This is a genomic window from Bacillus sp. AFS098217, from assembly GCF_002551815.1.
In the GTDB taxonomy this organism is placed as follows: Bacteria; Bacillota; Bacilli; order Bacillales; family Bacillaceae_G; genus Bacillus_A.
Genome location: NZ_NVPR01000074.1, coordinates 44,238 through 62,381 on the forward strand (window position 1 = coordinate 44,238; position 18,144 = coordinate 62,381).

Here is an 18,144-nt window from a genome sequence, read left to right on the forward strand (position 1 = left end):
TTTTTTATAACTTAAAATAGTTTATAATAGAAAGATAAGATATTATTTCTTTAAAAAAGTAAATGTTTCTGGAGGTGAACTGTCGTGTTTTCGCGTTTTACACTTCATCCATATGCATTAAAAGAAGAAGCTGACTTAAAACAATTCGAAATGATTTTAGAAAAGCGCCCACAGTATGAATTAACAGAGAATGAGATGAAATTTAGCTATATAGCTTGTCGTATTCTTGGTGTTCCAAACGATGTAGACGAATATTTCAATGAACTATTTGATTATAGTGAAGCAAAAGGAATTCATGTACTACATGAACAAAATTTGAATAAGGTGATTGATTCTGAAAAACTTCGTCACATTCAAGAAATATTCACACTGCATCAAGAGGCACCAAATGGGCTTACTGTAAACAGACTTGTTGCACATTTATCGGGAAAACAATTGTTGCCGAAAGTAGATAATCCTGATTTACAACATTATATACATACAACATTTATCGCTGTATTGAAATTGTATGAGAAACAACATAATCAATCTTTAAAAACAGAAGGTTTTCGTCGTTTCTTAATTGACATAATTAAATTAAGCGAAAATTACGTAGCAAAATGGTTTTCTGCAATTAATTATAAGAAACAAATGCCGCGTATCGTTTGGTACGGTGATGCGAAAGAGAGTCAGATCTATTTCTTATATTTTCTTATTATGCTCGGATGTGACGTTCTCTACTATCATCCAGAAGGAAAAGATGGTTTTGAAAGCGTTGATGAAGAAGCTAAGACTTTTGTCGTTTCTCATCCAGGACGCGTTTCATTAGAGCCATTCCCTGATCGGCGTCGTGAGCGTGTTGCAACGGTAGCCTATCAAGCATCAAAGGAAATTGAACAAGTGCTTCATCATGATAATTCATTATTATACAAACCGTGGCAATTTCGTACGTACACGCCTGTAGCGCGTACGCTGAAGACAACATACGATGAACTCTTTATCATTACGAAAGAAAAAGCATTTATACGCCCGACATTCTTTGTGGAAAATAAACATATTTATATTCCATCTTTATTTGCAAAAGTATCTGGTGTTTCAAAAAATGATAAAGAATATTTCCAGCGTTTGAAGGCTGTCACATCATTCGATAACAGCTTATTACTTAATACATTTCCATTTACAAAAGAACAAAAAGCAAACTTTCAATTTCATTATCGAGATGCATTAGACCGTGCTGGGAAACTGCATCCAGATCAAATTATGAATAGTCACTGGTGGCCACATAAGCGCTTACCTGAAGGTTTGCAGCATGGGATTGCAGAAGCCATCATTCATACGTGTGAAAGTGAACTGTGTAAACCAGTTGGAAAAGAAACAAAACAAGATGTAGCACTGTATGTTTTTGCGCAGCTTTCTCAAATTCCACCTCATATTTTAGAGTTACTTGAGAAATTTGATTATTCGCAAGAAGTACCGAAAATTGTTATATTTAACAATGAAAAGAGTGGAGAATTAACGCGTTCTGATGCGGTCTTATTATTATTTTTAAATCAAATTGGAATTGATGTACTGCACTTCAATCCAACAGGAAGAAATGATATTGAACCGTATATTGAAGGAGCAGCATTCGATTCACACTGGCTTGAGGAAGTGAACTTTGATCTTGAATTTCACGGTCCGTCAGCGTATAAAAATTTATCTCAAACAATAAAAGGGCTATTTCGTCCATTTTTATAAGGAAAGGGAGAATAATACATGAATAATCCAGTTGTACTAGATTCGAAAACAGAATTAAATGAGCAAACCGCACAAGATGTTCGGTTGCAGCTGAGACAAGATGCTGAAGTGCAACGCATTTATAATGGAGTGGATGTTAAAGATCAGTTAGAATTAATTGAGCTTGGAAAAGAACCATCCATGGAAATTTCTCGTTTTGCGGATCAAATTTTACATACAATGTCTTTATCTAAGATAGAGGATTCTGGTGAGTTGTTAAAGCAACTTGGCAAAATTATGGATAAATTTGATAGTAAAGACTTTGCGGAGGAGAAGAGCGGCTTTTTCTCTCGTATGTTTAAAAAAGCAGATAAAATGATTGAGCAAATCTTTAGTAAGTATCAAACAATGGGCCGTGAAATGGACAAAGTATACGTGGAAATTACGAAATATCAAGATGAGATGAAGAAATCAATTGGTACATTAGATGGCTTATATGAACAAAACTTAAAATATTATTTAGACTTAGAGAAATATGTAGTAGCAGGGGAAATGCTATTGGAGCGCTTGAACACAGAATTAGTTCCAATGTATGAAGAACGTGTACGTAATAACGATCAATTAGCGGGTATTGAGTTAGAGTCCCTTAAAAACTCTGTTGAAATTTTAGAGCAACGCATTGATGATCTAGAAAAAGCGCGTATGGTGGCACTATTAACAGCACCGCAAATCCGCATGATTCAACGCGGTAATAACAAATTAATTGGTAAAATTAATACAGCGTTTATTACAACGATTCCTATTTTTAAAAATGGAATTATTCAAGCTGTAAATGCGAAGCGTCAAAAGCTTGTTGCAGATTCAATGGCTGAACTTGATCGTCGTACGAATGAACTGCTTAAGAAAAATGCCCAAAATATTGCAACGCAAAGTGTAGAAGTAGCGAGATTATCTGGTTCTTCTAGTATTAAGATGGAGACACTTGAAGAAACATGGAATATTATTTCAAGGGGTATGCAAGAAACGCAGCAAATTGAAGAGCAAAACAAACGTGAACGTGAAGAAAGCCGTAAGCGTATGGCAGAATTAACAGAGAATATTAAAAAAGAATTGCAAGGATAATATGAAAAGGCAATGAGAAAACTCACTCATTGCCTTTTAATGTTTCTTAAATAGTTTTATGACTTCATTTACAATAAGCGGAATGATGCTTAATAAGAGAACGAACCCCCAATCTTTTATTGTTAAAGCATGTACTCCAAATATATTTGCAAGCGGTGCTATAGAGATAATACACACCTGCATAAGAACGCCGATAAGAAGAGAAAAAACTAAGTATTTATTTGTAAATACCCCAATTGAAAAAATTGATTTCGTGCTTGATCGTAAGTTAAACGAATGAACGAGCTGTGAAAAACTAAGTACGACAAATGCCATTGTTTGAGCATGTAATAAAGCATCCTCATCAATTTGAGATGGGAAGAGCGGAAAGAGATTTGTATCTCCGGTATAGAGCTTTGCGCCAACAATAAAAGCAATTAAAGTAATGAGCCCAATGACAATTCCGTTTAGAATCAGAAAAGGAACACTACCACTGAATAAACTCTCTTTTGCATGACGCGGTTTGTCTTTCATAACGTCTGGATCTTCTGGATCAACACCAAGTGACAATGCTGGGAGCGTATCTGTGATTAAATTTACCCATAAAATATGAATAGGGCGTAGTGGTGTAGCCCAGCCGAGTAAAATAGCTAAAAATAGTGTAATAATTTCTCCAAAGTTACAGGACAGTAGGAAGAGGATTGCCTTTTTAATGTTGCGATAAATGTTTCTTCCTTCCTCAACCGCTTTGACAATAGACGAGAAGTTATCGTTTGTTAAAACCATATCAGCTGCACCTTTAGCTACATCTGTTCCCGTAATTCCCATTGCGACTCCAATGTCCGCTTGTTTTAAAGATGGGGCATCATTTACACCATCTCCAGTCATCGAGACGATATTTCCTTTTGCACGCAATGCTTTGACAATTTTCACCTTGTGTTCTGGGGAAACACGAGCAAAGACATTTAAATGATTGATTTCATTTTCTAGTTTTTCATCTGAAATATGGTCCAAATCTATACCAATCATGACTTCAGATTCTTTCTCAGCAATGCCAAGTTCCCTAGCGATAGCGAATGCAGTATCTTTATGGTCTCCTGTAATCATGACGGTGCGAATACCAGCCTTTTTACACGCTGTAATAGATGCTTTTACCTCTGTTCGCGGTGGGTCAATCATACCGACAAGTCCAATGAATGTAAGGTTCTCTTCTACGTGATCGATACGAATATTTTTTGTATCATATTGTTTGAAAGCAAATGAAAGCACTCGTAAAGCGTCCTGTGACATTGATTGAGCAGCGTCTAATATTTGTTTTTTATCTAATTCTGTTAAAACCTCAGTTGTACCATTTATAAAGATATGAGTACAACGAGGTAAGAGCTTATCAATTGCGCCTTTGGTCATGCTATAGTAGCCTTGATTGTATGTATGTAATGTTGACATCATTTTTCGATCAGAATCAAATGGCAATTCATTTAGTCGTTTATGTTTATCTTCTAAAGCATCTTTTTGAATATTGAAGGCGCCTCCGGCGATAAGGAGTGCAATTTCTGTTGGATCACCAGTTTGTGATTCAGCACTGTAGGATGCATCATTACATAAAATCATATTTTCTAATAGTAAGCGCTGGGCATCATTATTTATATTTAAATTATCTAATTTATCGTATATACGATCGCTGTAGAAATGAGTAACTGTCATTTTATTTTGGGTTAAAGTACCTGTTTTATCTGAACAAATAATTGTGACAGAACCGAGAGCTTCGACAGCTGGGAGTTTCCGAATGATAACGTTTTGTTTAATCATACGCTGCACGCCAATGGCGAGAACAATGGAAACAATAGCTGGTAATCCTTCGGGGATTGCTGCAACGGCTAAGCTGATAGCAGTCATGAACATTTCTAATGTGTCTCGGCCTTGGAAAAATCCAATGAGGAACATAATGATACAAATGGTTACAGCTACAAACCCTAAATATTTTCCCACTTGTGCTAAGCTTTTTTGAAGCGGGGTTGTATCATCGTCAGCTTCATGTAAAAGAGTAGCGATTTTCCCAATTTGTGATTTCATCCCTGTCTCAACAGCGACTCCGACCCCACGGCCATATGTTACAAGTGTCGACATAAAGGCCATATTTTTTTGATCACCGAGTGGTACTTGTTCATTATTTTGCATGGATGGATGGTAAAGTGCATCCTTATCCACAGGAACGGACTCACCTGTTAAAGCCGACTCTTCAATTTTTAAATTTGCTGTTTCGATAAGTCGCAAGTCACATGGGATATAACGGCCGGCATCAAGTATAATAATATCACCTGGGACGACGTGTTCTGATGGAATTTCTTTTAGTTCACCATCACGTTTTACAATTGCTTTTGGTGTTGCCATCTTTTTTAATGCTTCTAGCGCTTGTTCTGCTTTTGATTCTTGAATCACACCAATTACAGCATTTAAAATAACGACAAGAGCGATAATGCTCGCATCGGCCCATTCACCTACAAAGGCAGAAATAAGAGCAGCGATCACAAGGACGTAGACAAGAACATCATTGATTTGAGCAAAAATGCGTTGCCATAAGGTCCGTTTTTGCTTCGTAACCAATTCATTCTGTCCATATTGGTTTAACCGATTACGTACCATTTCATCTGTTAAACCACGCTGTTCATCTGTTTCGAGTTCAAGTAGTATTTGATCTTTCGTCTTACTGTACCAATTGCTCAATATAAGCACCCCCAGTAAAAACAGTTAGCAATGGTAGTGTGGCAATTCTTTACGTGTAGTATGTATGGAGAAATAATCTAGGATGAGGTTCTATTTTTATTGTACAGTATTTTAAAGTAGGATAAAGCGAAGGGACGAGTTGTCATAAATTTGTTGGAATTGAAAAAAGCCCCATTTAGAGGCTTTCTGTTACTTTTTAATTAATGTACCTAATTCTTCTGTAATAGCTTGCATTTCACTAATGCTGAATGTTTCACGTTTCATGACATGGTCATAAATGTCTCTTAAATCTTCATACATTTCCTGGTTAAAGCTAGCAGCTCTCATTGCACCTGCATTTACCATACGTAATTTTTCTTTAATAGCTTCTACCATATATTCAACATTTTCTTGCGATTTTACGGATAAATCCACCGAAGTGTCCCCCTTTAAAATAACATAAGGCTATCTTAACATTTTTTATCATTTTCGTTAATGAAACTTTTCAGTCCATTAAATTAGTAGGGATTTCCTTTATAATTAATAATTGGTTGTTTATACTATATGTATATATAAGAAATGCAGCAAGAAGGGAAGAAACAAATATGGTTCAAGTATTATTTGTTTGCCTTGGGAACATTTGCCGCTCTCCTATGGCAGAAGCAATTTTTCGAGACCTTGTTATACAAGAGCGACTAGAAGATAAAATCCAAATTGACTCTGCTGGAACAGGAGATTGGCATATTGGCCATCCACCTCATGAAGGAACACAAAAAATTTTAAAAGAAAATGAAGTCTCTTTTGAAGGAATTAAAGCACGTCAAGTAGAAAAAGAAGACTTAACAAAGTTTGATTATATTATTGCCATGGACAACAAGAATATAGCAGATTTAAAAAGCTTAGGTAAAGCAGGAGGCTATATTGGTAAACTGTCCGATTTTGTTCCAGACGGTGGCTGGGCAGATGTTCCTGATCCGTATTTCACAGGGAATTTTCAAGAAGTCTATGACCTTGTAACAGAAGGGTGTGCAAAGCTGTTAGCGTTCATTCGAAATGAGCAAGGAATATGAGTAAGCTTAGAAAGAGATACTTTTTAACATAAGAAATGAAAGGGTGAAGGAATATGGCAAAAAAGAATAATATAGCTCGAAATATAGCGATTGGGGTAGCAGCAGGTGTAGCTGTTTCCATGCTTAAAAAGGAAAATCGTGAGAAAGTGAAAAATACGGCAGAAAAAGCAAAGTCAAAGATGATTGAAATTGGTGAAAATGCGAAGATAAAAGAAAAAATGCAAACTGTTACAGAGAAGGGACGCGAACTGGCAGATTTTAATGTAGTAAAGGCTAAAGTAGCGGAAATAAAGAAGCTAACGCCAGCTGTTGTTGGCACGTTAAAGGAAACAAAAGAAATGTTTAGTAAGAAAAAGGCTGAGCCAGAGACAATTGAAATTCAAGCTGTGTCTCCAAAAGCAGAAGAATTAAAAGCAGAAGAAGAACCGGTAGTAGCTGAAGATGGTGGTATGAAAGAAGCGCGTGAATTATTTATGAAGGAATCTAATACGGAAGAGAAAAAAACAGAAGCATACATTGAGTTAAAGCAAGATAAAGAAGAGAAGAAAAGCGTTTAGAAAAATATGAAAAAATTTCTAGAAAAAGCAAGGGGAAATCGTGTCTATTCGTTTGGGAAAGACCTATATGACCGAACGATGCGAGATGACGTAGCGGGCTTAGCAGCACAGCTCGCTTATTTCTTCTTGCTTGCTATTTTTCCTGGGCTTGTTTTTTTAATTACGCTTCTTGGTTTTATTCCCATTCATACAGAAGATGTGCTTGGTTTATTGGAGGCCTATGTGCCAGAAGATGCAATGAATTTAATTGAAGTGAATGTAGATAAAGTTGTAAATGAACAAAATGGTGGATTACTATCATTTGGTTTATTATCGATGTTATGGTTTGCTTCAAACGGTGTAAATGCAATCATGAATGCTTTTAATCGTGCTTATGATGTAAAAGAGACACGTTCTTTTATTGTAACAAGGGCTTTGTCAATCGTGTTGACATTAGCAATCATTTTTATGATTGTCTTTGCATTAATTGTTCCTGTGTTTGGACAAGTAATTGGAGCAGCGATTTTTAAAGCGCTTGGTTTATCGGAGAGCTTTTCTTTTGTATGGAGCATTACACGATTAGTAGCTAGTTTCTTTGTGTTATTTGCTTTATTCAGCTTTCTATATACATTCACACCTGATCGAAAGTTAAAAAAAAGAGAAGTAGTATCAGGAGCATTATTTGCAACGATTGGATGGATTGTGGTATCGTACTCATTTGCTTTTTATGTAGATAAGTTTGCAAATTATGCCAATACATATGGTGGTCTTGGTGGTATTATCATTTTAATGTTGTGGTTCTATTTAACAGCCTGGGTCATTTTACTTGGCGGGGAAATTAATGGATTACTACATTTTTATCGAACAAGTGACAATAATTCCCGTGATGAAAAGTAATTTTCTGTTCCATAATAAAGAGGAACAGGGGGGATTTAAAATGAGTAATAACAAAAAAAATCACAATAATAAAAACCAAGGTAAAAAAAATAGTAGCTCACATCCAAAGCACAAAACGAGTAGCAGTGCGAATGGACATAATAGCTATCATTAAAAAAAACGGGTTCCCTCTGGGGACCCGTTTAGTTATCTCCTTTTAATAAACGTAAGCCGTTTAAAATAACAAGGATTGTGCTTCCTTCATGGCCGATAACACCAAATGGAAGAGCTAAAAATTGCAAGAAGTTCGAGCAAATAAGCATTGCAATTACTGCTAAAGAAAAGATAACGTTTTGTTTCACGATACGATTCATTCGTTTTGATAAGCGAATGGCTTGAGAAAGACGAGATAGTTCGTTTTTCATAAGAACAACATCTGCGGTTTCTAAAGCGACGTCTGTTCCTTCTCCCATGGCAACACCAATGCTAGCTGTAGCGAGTGCAGGAGCATCGTTAATACCATCACCAACCATTGCGACTGTGCCATATTTTTCTTTTAATTGTTTTACTGTTTCAACTTTTGTTTCTGGCAGGCATGAAGCATAATATTCCTTTATGTTACTTTCAGCTGCAATTGCTTTTGCTGTTTCCTCATTATCACCAGTAATCATGATGGCTTCAACACCAATTTTTTGTAAATCACGAATAGCGGCAATTGTTTCTTGGCGCAATGTATCTTTTAAAGCAATAAGGCCAAGAATACCTTTTTCATCACTAATATAGACAACGGTTTTTCCTTCTTGTTCGAGAGTATTAGCAATGCCGTTATAGAAAGTCTTTGTTTCTTCGCCGATAAAATCTGCTTTACCAATTTTATAAGCTGTATTCTCTAAAATTCCTTTTAAGCCAAATCCAGTGACATCTTCTACATTTTCTGGTTTGGCTAATGTAATGTCATATGCGTGTTTTGCATATTTCACAATTGATTCAGCTAAAGGATGCGTAGAATGACTTTCAATAGCTGCTGTAATATAAAGTACCTCTTTTTCTGTCATTCCTTCTCGCACATATACGTCTGTTACAGTAGGTTTCCCTTGTGTTAATGTACCTGTTTTATCAAAGGCAATCGCTTTTACAGAGGCAAGGCGTTCTAAATGAATGCCTCCCTTAAATAAAATACCGTTTCTTGCACCATTAGAGATAGCAGATAAAGTTGCTGGTGTAATCGCTGCAACGAGTGCACAAGGAGAAGCGACTACAAGTAAAATCATAGCGCGATAAAATGTTTCATTCCAGCTCCAGCCTAGTAGAAAGTGAGGTACAAACATCATAAGAGCAACAACAAGAAGTACCCCTTTTACATATGTTCCTTCAAATTTTTCAATGAATAGTTGTGATGGTGACTTTTCACTTTGTGCATTTTGAACGAGACGAATGATCTTTTGGAACAATGTTTGATCACTAGGTTTTGTAATTTTAACTTCAATGGCACCTCGTAAGTTTACAGTTCCAGCGAATACTTCATCACCAAATTTTTTCTCATTTGGGATAGGCTCTCCTGTAATAGCTGCTTCATCAATATTTGTCTCACCACTATAAATGGTACCATCAGCAGGAACACGCTCACCTGGTTTGATCAAAATGATGTCATCAATTTGTAATTGACCTACTGGAATACGTTCTTCAGTTCCGTTTGAAATACGTAGTGCTTCCTCCGGTTGTAAATCAAGGAGTGCCGAAATTTCTTTTTGACTTTTACTTAATGTATAAGATTCCATCGCACCACTTAGTGCAAAGATAAAGATTAGGATAGCGCCTTCTGCCCAGTAGCCGATTATAGCAGCACCGATGGCAGCAAAGAGCATTAACATTTCAACATTTAATTCTTTCTCTTCGATTGTATCTGCAATACCTTCTTTTGCTTTTGCATATCCTCCAACGATATACGCGAGGATATAAAAAGTAATTCCAGCAGTAGCTGCTTCGTTTTTGGTTAGTAACCAACCGGCTAAAATGAAAACACCAGATAAGATGGCAAAGATAAGTTCATGGTGCTTTTTAAATGCTTGAACCCAAGATGGGGTAGATACCTTCTGTTTTGATGGTAAAGTTTTTACTTCTCCGTTCATTGTGACTTGCTCCTTCCAATTTTTTATTGAGAAAAAGAATCAAAATCGAAATCCCTATAAAACGACGAAAGCTGCCATCCATACGGATAGCAGCATTTCAGTTGAAATTAATTTTATTATTTATTATTTTGGATTTCTCCTACATCATATCATATGTTTTTACTTGATGATATGTTTTTGTTTATATGATAAAGTGAAAAACTTGTGTTTTACCGTTTCCTTTGGTATATATGAATATTGTTCATAAAAAGATCGGGAAGGAAGACAGCAAGTGAAGACAGAGGAATTTTTTACTCATCCGATTGGCGTGTTTATTGCGGCATTGGCAGCAACATTTTTATGGGGAAGCGCATTTCCTTTCATTAAATTAAGCTATGCTGAACTTGGAATTCAGCCACATGAAGTTGGTGAGCAAATATTATTTGCTGGTTATCGCTTTTTCTTATCAGGTGTGATGCTTTTATTCTTTTTTAGAGTACTAGGAAAAGATATGCATTTCAAAAAAGAAACTGCGAAGCAATTAGTACAAATAGGATTGTTCCAAACATTTCTACAATATGTATGCTTTTATATTGGTATGAGTTACAGCTCGGGTATTGAAGGGGCAATTATTTCAGGGACATCATCTTTCTTTCAAATTTTAATTGCTCATTTCTTGTATAAAGATGATGCATTAAATATAAGAAAAGTAATCGGAGTTTCCATCGGCTTTTGTGGCGTGATCTTGGTAAATGTACCAAGTGACGGGAGTTTGGCATTCCATTTTGGTATTGGTGAATTATTACTACTTGGTGCTGCTATGATGTATTCATACGGAAATATATTAGCTAAAGAAGGTAGTAAAACATTAGATGTAGGATACATGACAGCATATCAAATGATTTTTGGATCGGTTGGATTATTGTGTATTGGTATTTTTCAAGTTGGATTTATGCCATTTGTATTTAGTACGAAGGCGCTCTTTATGTTGATATATTTGTCTTTCTTATCGGCAGCGGGATTCTGCATATGGAATACAGTTATGAAATATAACAAAGTAGGAAAAGTATCGATGTATATGTTCTTTATACCAGTGTTTGGTGTGTTGTTATCAAGTATGATTTTAGGAGAAGCGATTCATTCGTTTGTTTTATTCGGCTTAGCGTGTGTTGCAGCTGGGATTATTGTAGTAAATCGTACACCAGCTGAACCGAAAACTGAACAAGAAAAACAAGTGGCATAGAGGAGAGGACCAGAATTGTTTTTCTTTTTTATTCGAAATGAAAACAGGAGAAAAGCTGCTATATCACGAAAAGAGATACAGTGAAACTTTTTCTGCTATTTGCGGATAGTAATACTCCCGCTTCAAAATTCGGTGAAAGCATTGTCCAGCTCTAACGGCTAGAATCTCCGGTCGTTTCGCCTCCTCGGACGAGGCAAAAAGCGCCTCTCTGCCTTTGGCGCGGGCGTCCTGCGATTCTGAGCGAGCCGCTTCCGCTTTTCTAAAGAAGTTAGGTAGGAGATAAATTACCGATAAAAGCCCGATTGGTAAGGGCTAATAGTCAGTGGGGATGAAGAAAACCCTCGCTGATTCGAGTTTTACTTTATTGGTAAAATAGCATTTTGAGTTCAGATACATATCCATTTGTTGAGGAGAACACATTATGAATGAAATTTATATTTTATTAATTGGACAAATTATTATATTTGTTGCCGGTGCCATTTATGCGATAGCGCAGACAAATCAAACACGAGGAAATAGACCATTACCATTAGTTATCCGCCTTATCCTTAGTTTTTCTTTAACTATTGGTGCGATTTGGATATGGTTACAAGATCCATCTATAGCGTATCATCAATGGGTTGCAATTGGCATGACATTATCTACATTAGGTGATTTATTTATGGCGGGACTGATTCCATTTGGTCATCGATTAATTGGAGGAATGGTGGCCTTTGCGATTGCCCATTGTTTTTATGTAACAGCATTTTTGCAAACGGGTATTTCATGGAATGGCTTTTGGATCGGTCTACTTGTATATGGTTTATTTTTAATTATTGGTTGGTTCTTTTTTATTCGAAACCCCAATCAAGATAAGTTGTTTACTTTAGGTGCACTCATTTACGGTTTATGGGTGGGCGGAATGGCTTGTTTTGCATTTGCCTTGTATTATGCGAATCATGGAATGTGGTGGGTACCAGCATTTGGTGGATTGCTATTTGTGATTTCTGATTTCATTATTGGTGTTACAGATATTGGTGGACGGAAACTAAAGTATGACCCACTTTGGATTTGGCTAACATATGTTGCTGCACAGATGTGTATTATATATGTAGGAATATGATAAAAGAGGATATCTCTAAAAATAGCTATTGAGTTATTTTTAAGATATCCTCTTTTTGAGTACGTGTTATGCTACGATATTCTTTTGTTGTAAAGCGGAATGACTATATTCGTCTGCGGCCTTATAACCTTGAGAGAGTAGCTCATTTATGTATATTTTATTATAAATAAAGCAGAAAACTAAATTAGAGAATCCAAATGTAAAAAAACTTGCAATTAAGATAATTAAAAACCATTTCCAATCTCCACGGAATATAGTAGGGAAAAAACCGAAGAAAAAGACAGTCCAGCTAAAACCTAGTTTTGCTTGTTTAATTTGTCCGGTATTTTCGTTTTTTAACATAACTTTCATAGAAAATAAGTCCTCTTTGGATATTATGTAATTTATAAAAAGACAAAATCTAGTATATCAAAATCTTACATTCAAGAATGTTATTCAGAATATATTTATAAAATTTTATGGGTTTTACCTTACTTTTTTCTAGATCTTCAGATAATTAAAAATGAAAACTACCTATAATAAATCTAACTAAGGAAGGGAAATGGAGAGTAGAAAATGAAAAAGAAAAACCGTTTTCGTGAATTCTTTGAAATACTTGCAATTGCATGTTTGCTAGTTTTTCTAGCGAAAATCTTTGTGTTTTTCCCAACAACTGTACAGGGAGCATCGATGAGACCTGCTTTACAAGACGGAGATAAAGTGATTATCAATAAGTTAGCAAAGAGATTTGAAAGTTATAAAAGAGAAGATATCATTGTAGTAAAGACTGATAATTTTTATGTGAAGAGAATTATTGGGCTACCAGGTGATGTAATTGAGATGAAAAATGATCAGTTATATGTCAATCATCAAGTGCAAAGCGAACCCTACTTGGAAAAAAATAAAAAACAGGCTAAGCAGCTTCTTATTAATTTAACGGAAGACTTTGGTCCTATTACCATTCCGAAAAATAAAATTTTCGTTATGGGGGACAATCGTTTAATCAGTAGAGATAGTCGGAATGGTTTAGGGTTGATCGATAGAACAGAAGTACTCGGAACACTAACAGCGATTTATTATCCATTTGAGCATATGAAAGTTGTAAATTAGAAAGAAGGTGGATTATGGAGGATATTTCATGGCGTATTGTAGTAGAAATGGGACGAGGTCTTGCAAGCATTATAAAAGTTGGTGGGGATTTTTTGTTAGATGAAGTAGTCGAGCAAGCAGTAGAAAGATTCAGTGAACGAGAAGAACGAAAAAAGAAAAGAATAAATCGGCATGTAGAAAAGTTAAAACAATATGCGTGGTTTAAGATTTTATATGAGGATAAACGCTGTCAGGAAGTTATGCTTTGCAACAAAGTGTATAGAGATCTATTAAGTAAGCGCAGATATATACATAAGTTAATTCATACAGAAGAAAGAACGAAATTCATACAGCGTGTGAAAATTGAGGCGAAGGTTGAAGAAGTGATTTGGGATATGTGAAATATAGTGATATGTTCTATGTAGAATGCTATATAAATCCATTTTAATTTTTCGACATCTAAATCCCTGCTATACGGAATAAAAAGTAACCTACACTCGNNGTTTGTTCTTTCTGCTTTTACTTCGCATGTGGCACAAAAAGGCCATGACCGCTTCTATGCATGGCCAGATGCTCTCTTCCACCTAAAAAGAGGGGTTTCATGTTGATGTATATAGAAATGAAAAAAACCAAGCAATTTTTAAGAATTGCTTGGTTTTTTTATGATTTACACAGTGGGTGTTTCATTATTCTCTTCTTTCGAAGGAGAAGTCTCATCGTTTTTTCGATTGATGTTTAGCATGAATTTGTATTGTAATAACTGTAATTTAAATAGTGTTAAAGGATCGTGATAAGTTTCTGGATTTGTTCTTAATTTTGTTAACGCACTTTCATCTTCTTTTATTTCAAGATGTGCGGCTTCTACAGTTTGTTTTAGTATGCTAAGAGGGTCTTTAAAGAACATCATAATATCACGTTCTAATGCACTCTCAAATAACTCAAATTGAAGGAAAAATTGTTTTGATACAGTTGTAGCAACATCTGTATAATCTTCCGTTTCAATATATTGCTTATATTTGTTATAGAGTATAGATTGGTTTTTTTGCATGTTACCAAATAGTTTTCCTGCACTTTTTAAGAAAAATTGTGTTGGTGTAAAGCGTAATAAAATATTGATGTCGTCAACTTTGATTCTGTTTGTCATTCTTACTACATCTCTACGCCAATCATCAAGTAGTTGGAAGTCACATGGTAATTTCATGCGTTCATCTTCATATAGCTTATTAAAAGTTTCGCTCATTTCGTCTAAATAAGACTGACTTTGAATGAATTCATTATGTGCAGTTTCAATCCATTCTTGAATGGATTGAGTAAATTTAGGTAATATCACTTGCTGTAAATGTTTTTGAATTCGTTCATTCATTGCCATATTTAATTCTTCATGAACTAATTTAAAATCACTATCTTCTTGAACGAGGTCCGAGCAACTCTGTAATAATTCAGGAATTTGGGCATGTATATCGTGTGTGATTTCTTCTTTTGTTAAACGATAAGAATCTGTAATGGAGCGAATCTTATCTTTTTCAATTGCAGTAAGGTTATTAATAAAACCATTTAGTTTTACTAAAATGTGTTTATTCCAACGAATTGATTTTACTAATGTGTTTTCTAGTTCTACACGTTCACTTAAAAGATATGTAATGGTCTTTTGAATGAACCATAATAGTTTTTCCATGCGCTCTGTCTTTATATTCCGTTGATTGATGTTAGAGAGAATAGACTCTGTTATATCACTCAGTTGCTGGCTATTTTCATGTAAAGGTGAGTAAGGGAATACCTGTGCATTTGGAAAATGTACACGCACTTTAGTCACTACTTCATTTATTATTTTATTTGCAATACCATTGTTGCCACTTTCATCGATGGTATTTAAAACAAAATGAATCTGCAAATTTGGGACTTGTTCTCGTATATATAACAATGTATCGAGCTCTTCATCTGGTAATGGTGAAGTTGCATTTATTACATAGATAAGACTATCTGTTGCATGTAAATATTCAAAAATTGTATCGTTTTTATCAACTTTTCCATTACACTCTGGTGTGACAATGAATGAGAGTTTATTTTTTCTTAAAAATCTACATGGTAATTTAAATTCAATACATTTCTTCTCGATTTCTGATTTTGAAGGAACGGCCATCATATCACAAAATTCATTGAAGGTTGGAATCTTTTGTACTGTTAAATCTGTGAACTCTGTAATTTCAGTATGGGCATTATCTTTAAACACAATAGCAGTTGCCTGGGAATTACTGAGTATATTATCTCCAAGTATCGAATTGATAAAGGATGATTTATCATGATTACTAGTTCCTGCTATGAGGAGTTGTGTAACGTTTAAATCAGAAAGTTCACGAACGAGCAATGTAAATTGATGTCCTAAGTCTACGTCATTTTTTTCGGCCCATATAGTAATTGTTTCAAAGAGAGTCGAAATATTGGTTATATCAATCCCTTCATATACTACTGAGTTAGACAGAAGGGCTTCAGCGCTTTTTATGAGTAATGGTTCTAGACTTGTAGGTGAGATTTCATTCCATGCTAAGACTGCTGCGGAAACAAATAAAGAATGTTCTGCTTTTGTTAAGCTAAACCAATTGGTTAACAAGTTCGGAATCAGTTCCTGTAACTCATGCATGAAATGTTGCCCTGTAATTAACTCGCAGTAAGTTTCTTGATAAAGAGAAGCAATTTCGTTCCATTCATCGTAAGTATCTGCCTCGATATGTAAAAATAGATGATTGATTGTTTGAATCCAAGATAGATAAGCGGGTTCTTTTTGATAACTGTTCCAAAATGCTGAAACGAGTTCTTTAAATTGAACTTGATCAATTGTATATAAAGCTTTTAACGATTCATAAAAATATTCCGGGTTCATTTTGTATGTAAATCCCTGATTTACATAGTTTGTTAAAATATCAAACCAATGTAATGCTTTTGTTCGAATCCCTTCCTGGACTGCAAGTTCAATAGCGTTATTCCAATCTTTTTGTTTCTCATAAAAGGAACGAGCAATGGCAGTGATATTAGGATAATCTGGTTGGAATGAAACTGCTTCGCTAATCGTTTTAAAAGCTAGCCCTAAACGGTTTTGATCAATATAAAGAGAAAGGAGTTGTAATGAGACTTCCATTGTAAGTGTTGTATCTTCCGTTTTTATAGATTTATAGATTTCTTCTGCTGTTGAAAGGAATCCTAATTCGAAATAAGAGTCTGCTATATTTTTCTTTGCCCATGAAGCGAGTTCATTATTTACTTTTTCCCATTTAAAGATGGCCGCTTCAAAGTCTTTATGTTGGAAATACACTTCGCCTTGTGCGAAGCGAATGTTAGATATATTGGAAAATTCATTTTCGGATTCATTTACATATGCTTCCCCAAGAATCTCTGGGGCTTGGGTGGAGGCTTGCTCCATTAAAAATGTTTCATAGTATACCTTTTGTATCAATTGTTTTTCTATGGTCATGTTTTTCCCCCCTGTATAGTTTAGAAAAATGACTTTTTATCCCGCTATTTGCGGGCAGTAAGATCCCCTACCTCAAGGTTCAGAGGGAGCTAGGACGATGGATGGGGGATAAATGCTCGTAAAAGCAGCGCTTTCCATCAGTGGAGGATAAAGAAAATATCTACTAATGGAAATTCTACTTTATGTAAAAGGGCGCATATTACCCTACTGGATAAAAACTGCATTTTATAGATCAAAATATGTTCTTTGCTAGTTAAATCACTTTTCTTGAGCGTTAAACCGCTGCTAAAAATAACTTTCTTTTATTGTAACAAAAAAAAACGCTCGTGAATTTTTATTTTTTCTTATCACTTTTGTGAACTATAGGATGTATCTAAAAGAATGAGATGAATAGGAGTAGAGTTCATTATAAAAACCATGTATAGTGAACATGTATACCATGTTTGCTGCAAAGATAGAAAGGGCACAATATGGAATAACGATCGTGCATAGGATGTGTCATCCGAATGGAACAACATATTGGTGAGTTAATCGCACACTATGGATATTTTGGAATTATTATAGCACTAACTGGTGGAATTGTCGGTCTACCAATACCAGATGAATTCTTGCTAACATTTGTTGGATATAATATTTCGAAGGGCATTATGTCAGGAACAAGTGCTTTCCTAAGTGGGATGGCAGGTGCGATGCTTGGAATTACATTAAGTTATTTACTTGGCTTAAAGCTGGGACTACCTGTATTGAAAAAATATGGTCCGAAAATTCTAATTAAAGAAAAACAAATTGAAAAAACACATATTTTATTTGAAAAATATGGTCCTTTTCTATTAATGGTTGGATACTTTATACCAGGAGTGCGCCATTTAACGGCGTATTTTGCTGGAATGTCAAATTTAACAGTTTGGCGATTTTGTTTATATGCATATAGTGGTGCTTTTATTTGGATTAGTGTTTTCATTGGTCTTGGCTGGAAAATGGGAGAGAAGTGGCGCCTTGTTGAATATAGTTTACACCAGTATGGAATCTGGATTTTAATTATTTCAGCAGTGGTATTATTCATTGTATGGCTCTATATTAAAAGGAAGAAAAACCGCTAATATAAGCGGTTTTTTTAGCTAAAAGCAATAAATAAAACATCAGCTGTAATTAGAAAGATGTTTGAATGAAATGTTT

Annotated in this window: 15 protein-coding genes; 10 read left to right on the forward strand and 5 right to left on the reverse strand. The window is 35.1% G+C overall.

Annotated elements, in window-relative coordinates; all coding sequences use genetic code 11:
* Window positions 1-84: 84 nt before the first annotated feature.
* Both COO03_RS19335 and COO03_RS19340 read left to right on the forward strand, forming a co-directional pair.
* The gene (locus COO03_RS19335; RefSeq protein ID WP_097898717.1) at window positions 85-1,716 is read left to right on the forward strand and encodes a YceG family protein; all 1,632 of its coding nucleotides are present in this window, start codon (window positions 85-87) and stop codon (window positions 1,714-1,716) included.
* Between the two features lie 18 nt (window positions 1,717-1,734).
* The gene (locus tag COO03_RS19340; RefSeq protein WP_097898718.1) at window positions 1,735-2,817 is read left to right on the forward strand and encodes a toxic anion resistance protein; all 1,083 of its coding nucleotides are present in this window, start codon (window positions 1,735-1,737) and stop codon (window positions 2,815-2,817) included.
* 36 nt (window positions 2,818-2,853) lie between these two features.
* On the opposite strand, the gene COO03_RS19345 is transcribed toward COO03_RS19340, so the two are convergent.
* Both COO03_RS19345 and COO03_RS19350 read right to left on the reverse strand, forming a co-directional pair.
* Window positions 2,854-5,520: a cation-translocating P-type ATPase gene (locus COO03_RS19345; RefSeq protein ID WP_097898719.1), complete on the reverse strand. Its 2,667-nt coding sequence runs from the start codon at window positions 5,518-5,520 to the stop codon at window positions 2,854-2,856.
* Between the two features lie 189 nt (window positions 5,521-5,709).
* The gene (locus COO03_RS19350) at window positions 5,710-5,934 is read right to left on the reverse strand and encodes a DUF1128 domain-containing protein (protein WP_097898720.1); all 225 of its coding nucleotides are present in this window, start codon (window positions 5,932-5,934) and stop codon (window positions 5,710-5,712) included.
* A gap of 170 nt (window positions 5,935-6,104) precedes the next feature.
* Between COO03_RS19350 and COO03_RS19355 the strand changes: the two genes are divergently transcribed.
* Genes COO03_RS19355 through COO03_RS19365 form a run of 3 tightly spaced genes read left to right on the forward strand, consistent with a single transcriptional unit; the run spans window position 6,105 to window position 8,002 of the window.
* Window positions 6,105-6,569 (forward strand): low molecular weight protein-tyrosine-phosphatase, encoded by a 465-nt coding sequence (locus COO03_RS19355; RefSeq protein ID WP_097898721.1) that lies wholly within the window; start codon window positions 6,105-6,107, stop codon window positions 6,567-6,569.
* Window positions 6,570-6,622: 53 nt separating this feature from the next.
* Window positions 6,623-7,126 carry a DUF4075 domain-containing protein gene (locus COO03_RS19360; RefSeq protein WP_097898722.1) on the forward strand — a complete coding sequence of 168 codons (504 nt, stop codon included), beginning with the start codon at window positions 6,623-6,625 and terminating at the stop codon, window positions 7,124-7,126.
* Between the two features lie 6 nt (window positions 7,127-7,132).
* Window positions 7,133-8,002: a YihY/virulence factor BrkB family protein gene (locus COO03_RS19365; RefSeq protein WP_097898723.1), complete on the forward strand. Its 870-nt coding sequence runs from the start codon at window positions 7,133-7,135 to the stop codon at window positions 8,000-8,002.
* 182 nt (window positions 8,003-8,184) lie between these two features.
* Here the strand turns inward: COO03_RS19365 and COO03_RS19370 are convergent, their stop codons facing one another.
* Window positions 8,185-10,110, reverse strand: a complete 1,926-nt coding sequence (locus COO03_RS19370; protein ID WP_097898724.1) for a heavy metal translocating P-type ATPase — start codon at window positions 10,108-10,110, stop codon at window positions 8,185-8,187.
* 271 nt (window positions 10,111-10,381) lie between these two features.
* Between COO03_RS19370 and COO03_RS19375 the strand changes: the two genes are divergently transcribed.
* Both COO03_RS19375 and COO03_RS19380 read left to right on the forward strand, forming a co-directional pair.
* On the forward strand, window positions 10,382-11,332 hold the full coding sequence (locus COO03_RS19375; protein ID WP_097898725.1) for a DMT family transporter: 951 nt from the start codon (window positions 10,382-10,384) through the stop codon (window positions 11,330-11,332).
* A 421-nt stretch (window positions 11,333-11,753) separates the two neighbouring features.
* The gene (locus COO03_RS19380) at window positions 11,754-12,434 is read left to right on the forward strand and encodes a lysoplasmalogenase (RefSeq protein ID WP_097898726.1); all 681 of its coding nucleotides are present in this window, start codon (window positions 11,754-11,756) and stop codon (window positions 12,432-12,434) included.
* 66 nt (window positions 12,435-12,500) lie between these two features.
* Here COO03_RS19380 and COO03_RS19385 read toward each other — a convergent pair whose 3' ends face one another.
* A complete protein-coding gene (locus tag COO03_RS19385) occupies window positions 12,501-12,785 on the reverse strand; it encodes a hypothetical protein (protein WP_097898727.1) in 285 nt (94 codons plus the stop codon).
* 204 nt (window positions 12,786-12,989) lie between these two features.
* Here COO03_RS19385 and lepB point away from each other — a divergent pair, with 204 nt between their 5' ends.
* Window positions 12,990-13,523, forward strand: a complete 534-nt coding sequence (lepB, locus tag COO03_RS19390; protein ID WP_097898728.1) for a signal peptidase I — start codon at window positions 12,990-12,992, stop codon at window positions 13,521-13,523.
* A gap of 14 nt (window positions 13,524-13,537) precedes the next feature.
* Entirely contained in the window at window positions 13,538-13,903 is a 366-nt protein-coding gene (locus tag COO03_RS19395) for a hypothetical protein (RefSeq protein WP_097898729.1), read from the forward strand.
* Window positions 13,904-14,169: 266 nt separating this feature from the next.
* On the opposite strand, the gene COO03_RS19400 is transcribed toward COO03_RS19395, so the two are convergent.
* Window positions 14,170-16,968: a GTP-binding protein gene (locus tag COO03_RS19400; protein ID WP_097898730.1), complete on the reverse strand. Its 2,799-nt coding sequence runs from the start codon at window positions 16,966-16,968 to the stop codon at window positions 14,170-14,172.
* A 506-nt stretch (window positions 16,969-17,474) separates the two neighbouring features.
* Between COO03_RS19400 and COO03_RS19405 the strand changes: the two genes are divergently transcribed.
* The gene (locus tag COO03_RS19405) at window positions 17,475-18,068 is read left to right on the forward strand and encodes a DedA family protein (RefSeq protein WP_097898731.1); all 594 of its coding nucleotides are present in this window, start codon (window positions 17,475-17,477) and stop codon (window positions 18,066-18,068) included.
* The last annotated feature ends 76 nt before the right edge of the window (window positions 18,069-18,144 follow it).

Bases quoted from the DNA above. Each gene is read 5' to 3' on its own strand.
- COO03_RS19340 (WP_097898718.1), top strand. From the start codon at position 1,735: ATGAATAATCCAGTTGTACTAGATTCGAAAACAGAATTAAATGAGCAA.
- COO03_RS19355 (WP_097898721.1), top strand. From the start codon at position 6,105: ATGGTTCAAGTATTATTTGTTTGCCTTGGGAACATTTGCCGCTCTCCT.
- COO03_RS19360 (WP_097898722.1), top strand. From the start codon at position 6,623: ATGGCAAAAAAGAATAATATAGCTCGAAATATAGCGATTGGGGTAGCA.
- COO03_RS19365 (WP_097898723.1), top strand. From the start codon at position 7,133: ATGAAAAAATTTCTAGAAAAAGCAAGGGGAAATCGTGTCTATTCGTTT.
- COO03_RS19370 (WP_097898724.1), bottom strand. From the start codon at position 10,110: ATGAACGGAGAAGTAAAAACTTTACCATCAAAACAGAAGGTATCTACC.
- COO03_RS19380 (WP_097898726.1), top strand. From the start codon at position 11,754: ATGAATGAAATTTATATTTTATTAATTGGACAAATTATTATATTTGTT.
- COO03_RS19385 (WP_097898727.1), bottom strand. From the start codon at position 12,785: ATGAAAGTTATGTTAAAAAACGAAAATACCGGACAAATTAAACAAGCA.
- lepB (WP_097898728.1), top strand. From the start codon at position 12,990: ATGAAAAAGAAAAACCGTTTTCGTGAATTCTTTGAAATACTTGCAATT.
- COO03_RS19395 (WP_097898729.1), top strand. From the start codon at position 13,538: ATGGAGGATATTTCATGGCGTATTGTAGTAGAAATGGGACGAGGTCTT.
- COO03_RS19400 (WP_097898730.1), bottom strand. From the start codon at position 16,968: ATGACCATAGAAAAACAATTGATACAAAAGGTATACTATGAAACATTT.
- COO03_RS19405 (WP_097898731.1), top strand. From the start codon at position 17,475: ATGGAACAACATATTGGTGAGTTAATCGCACACTATGGATATTTTGGA.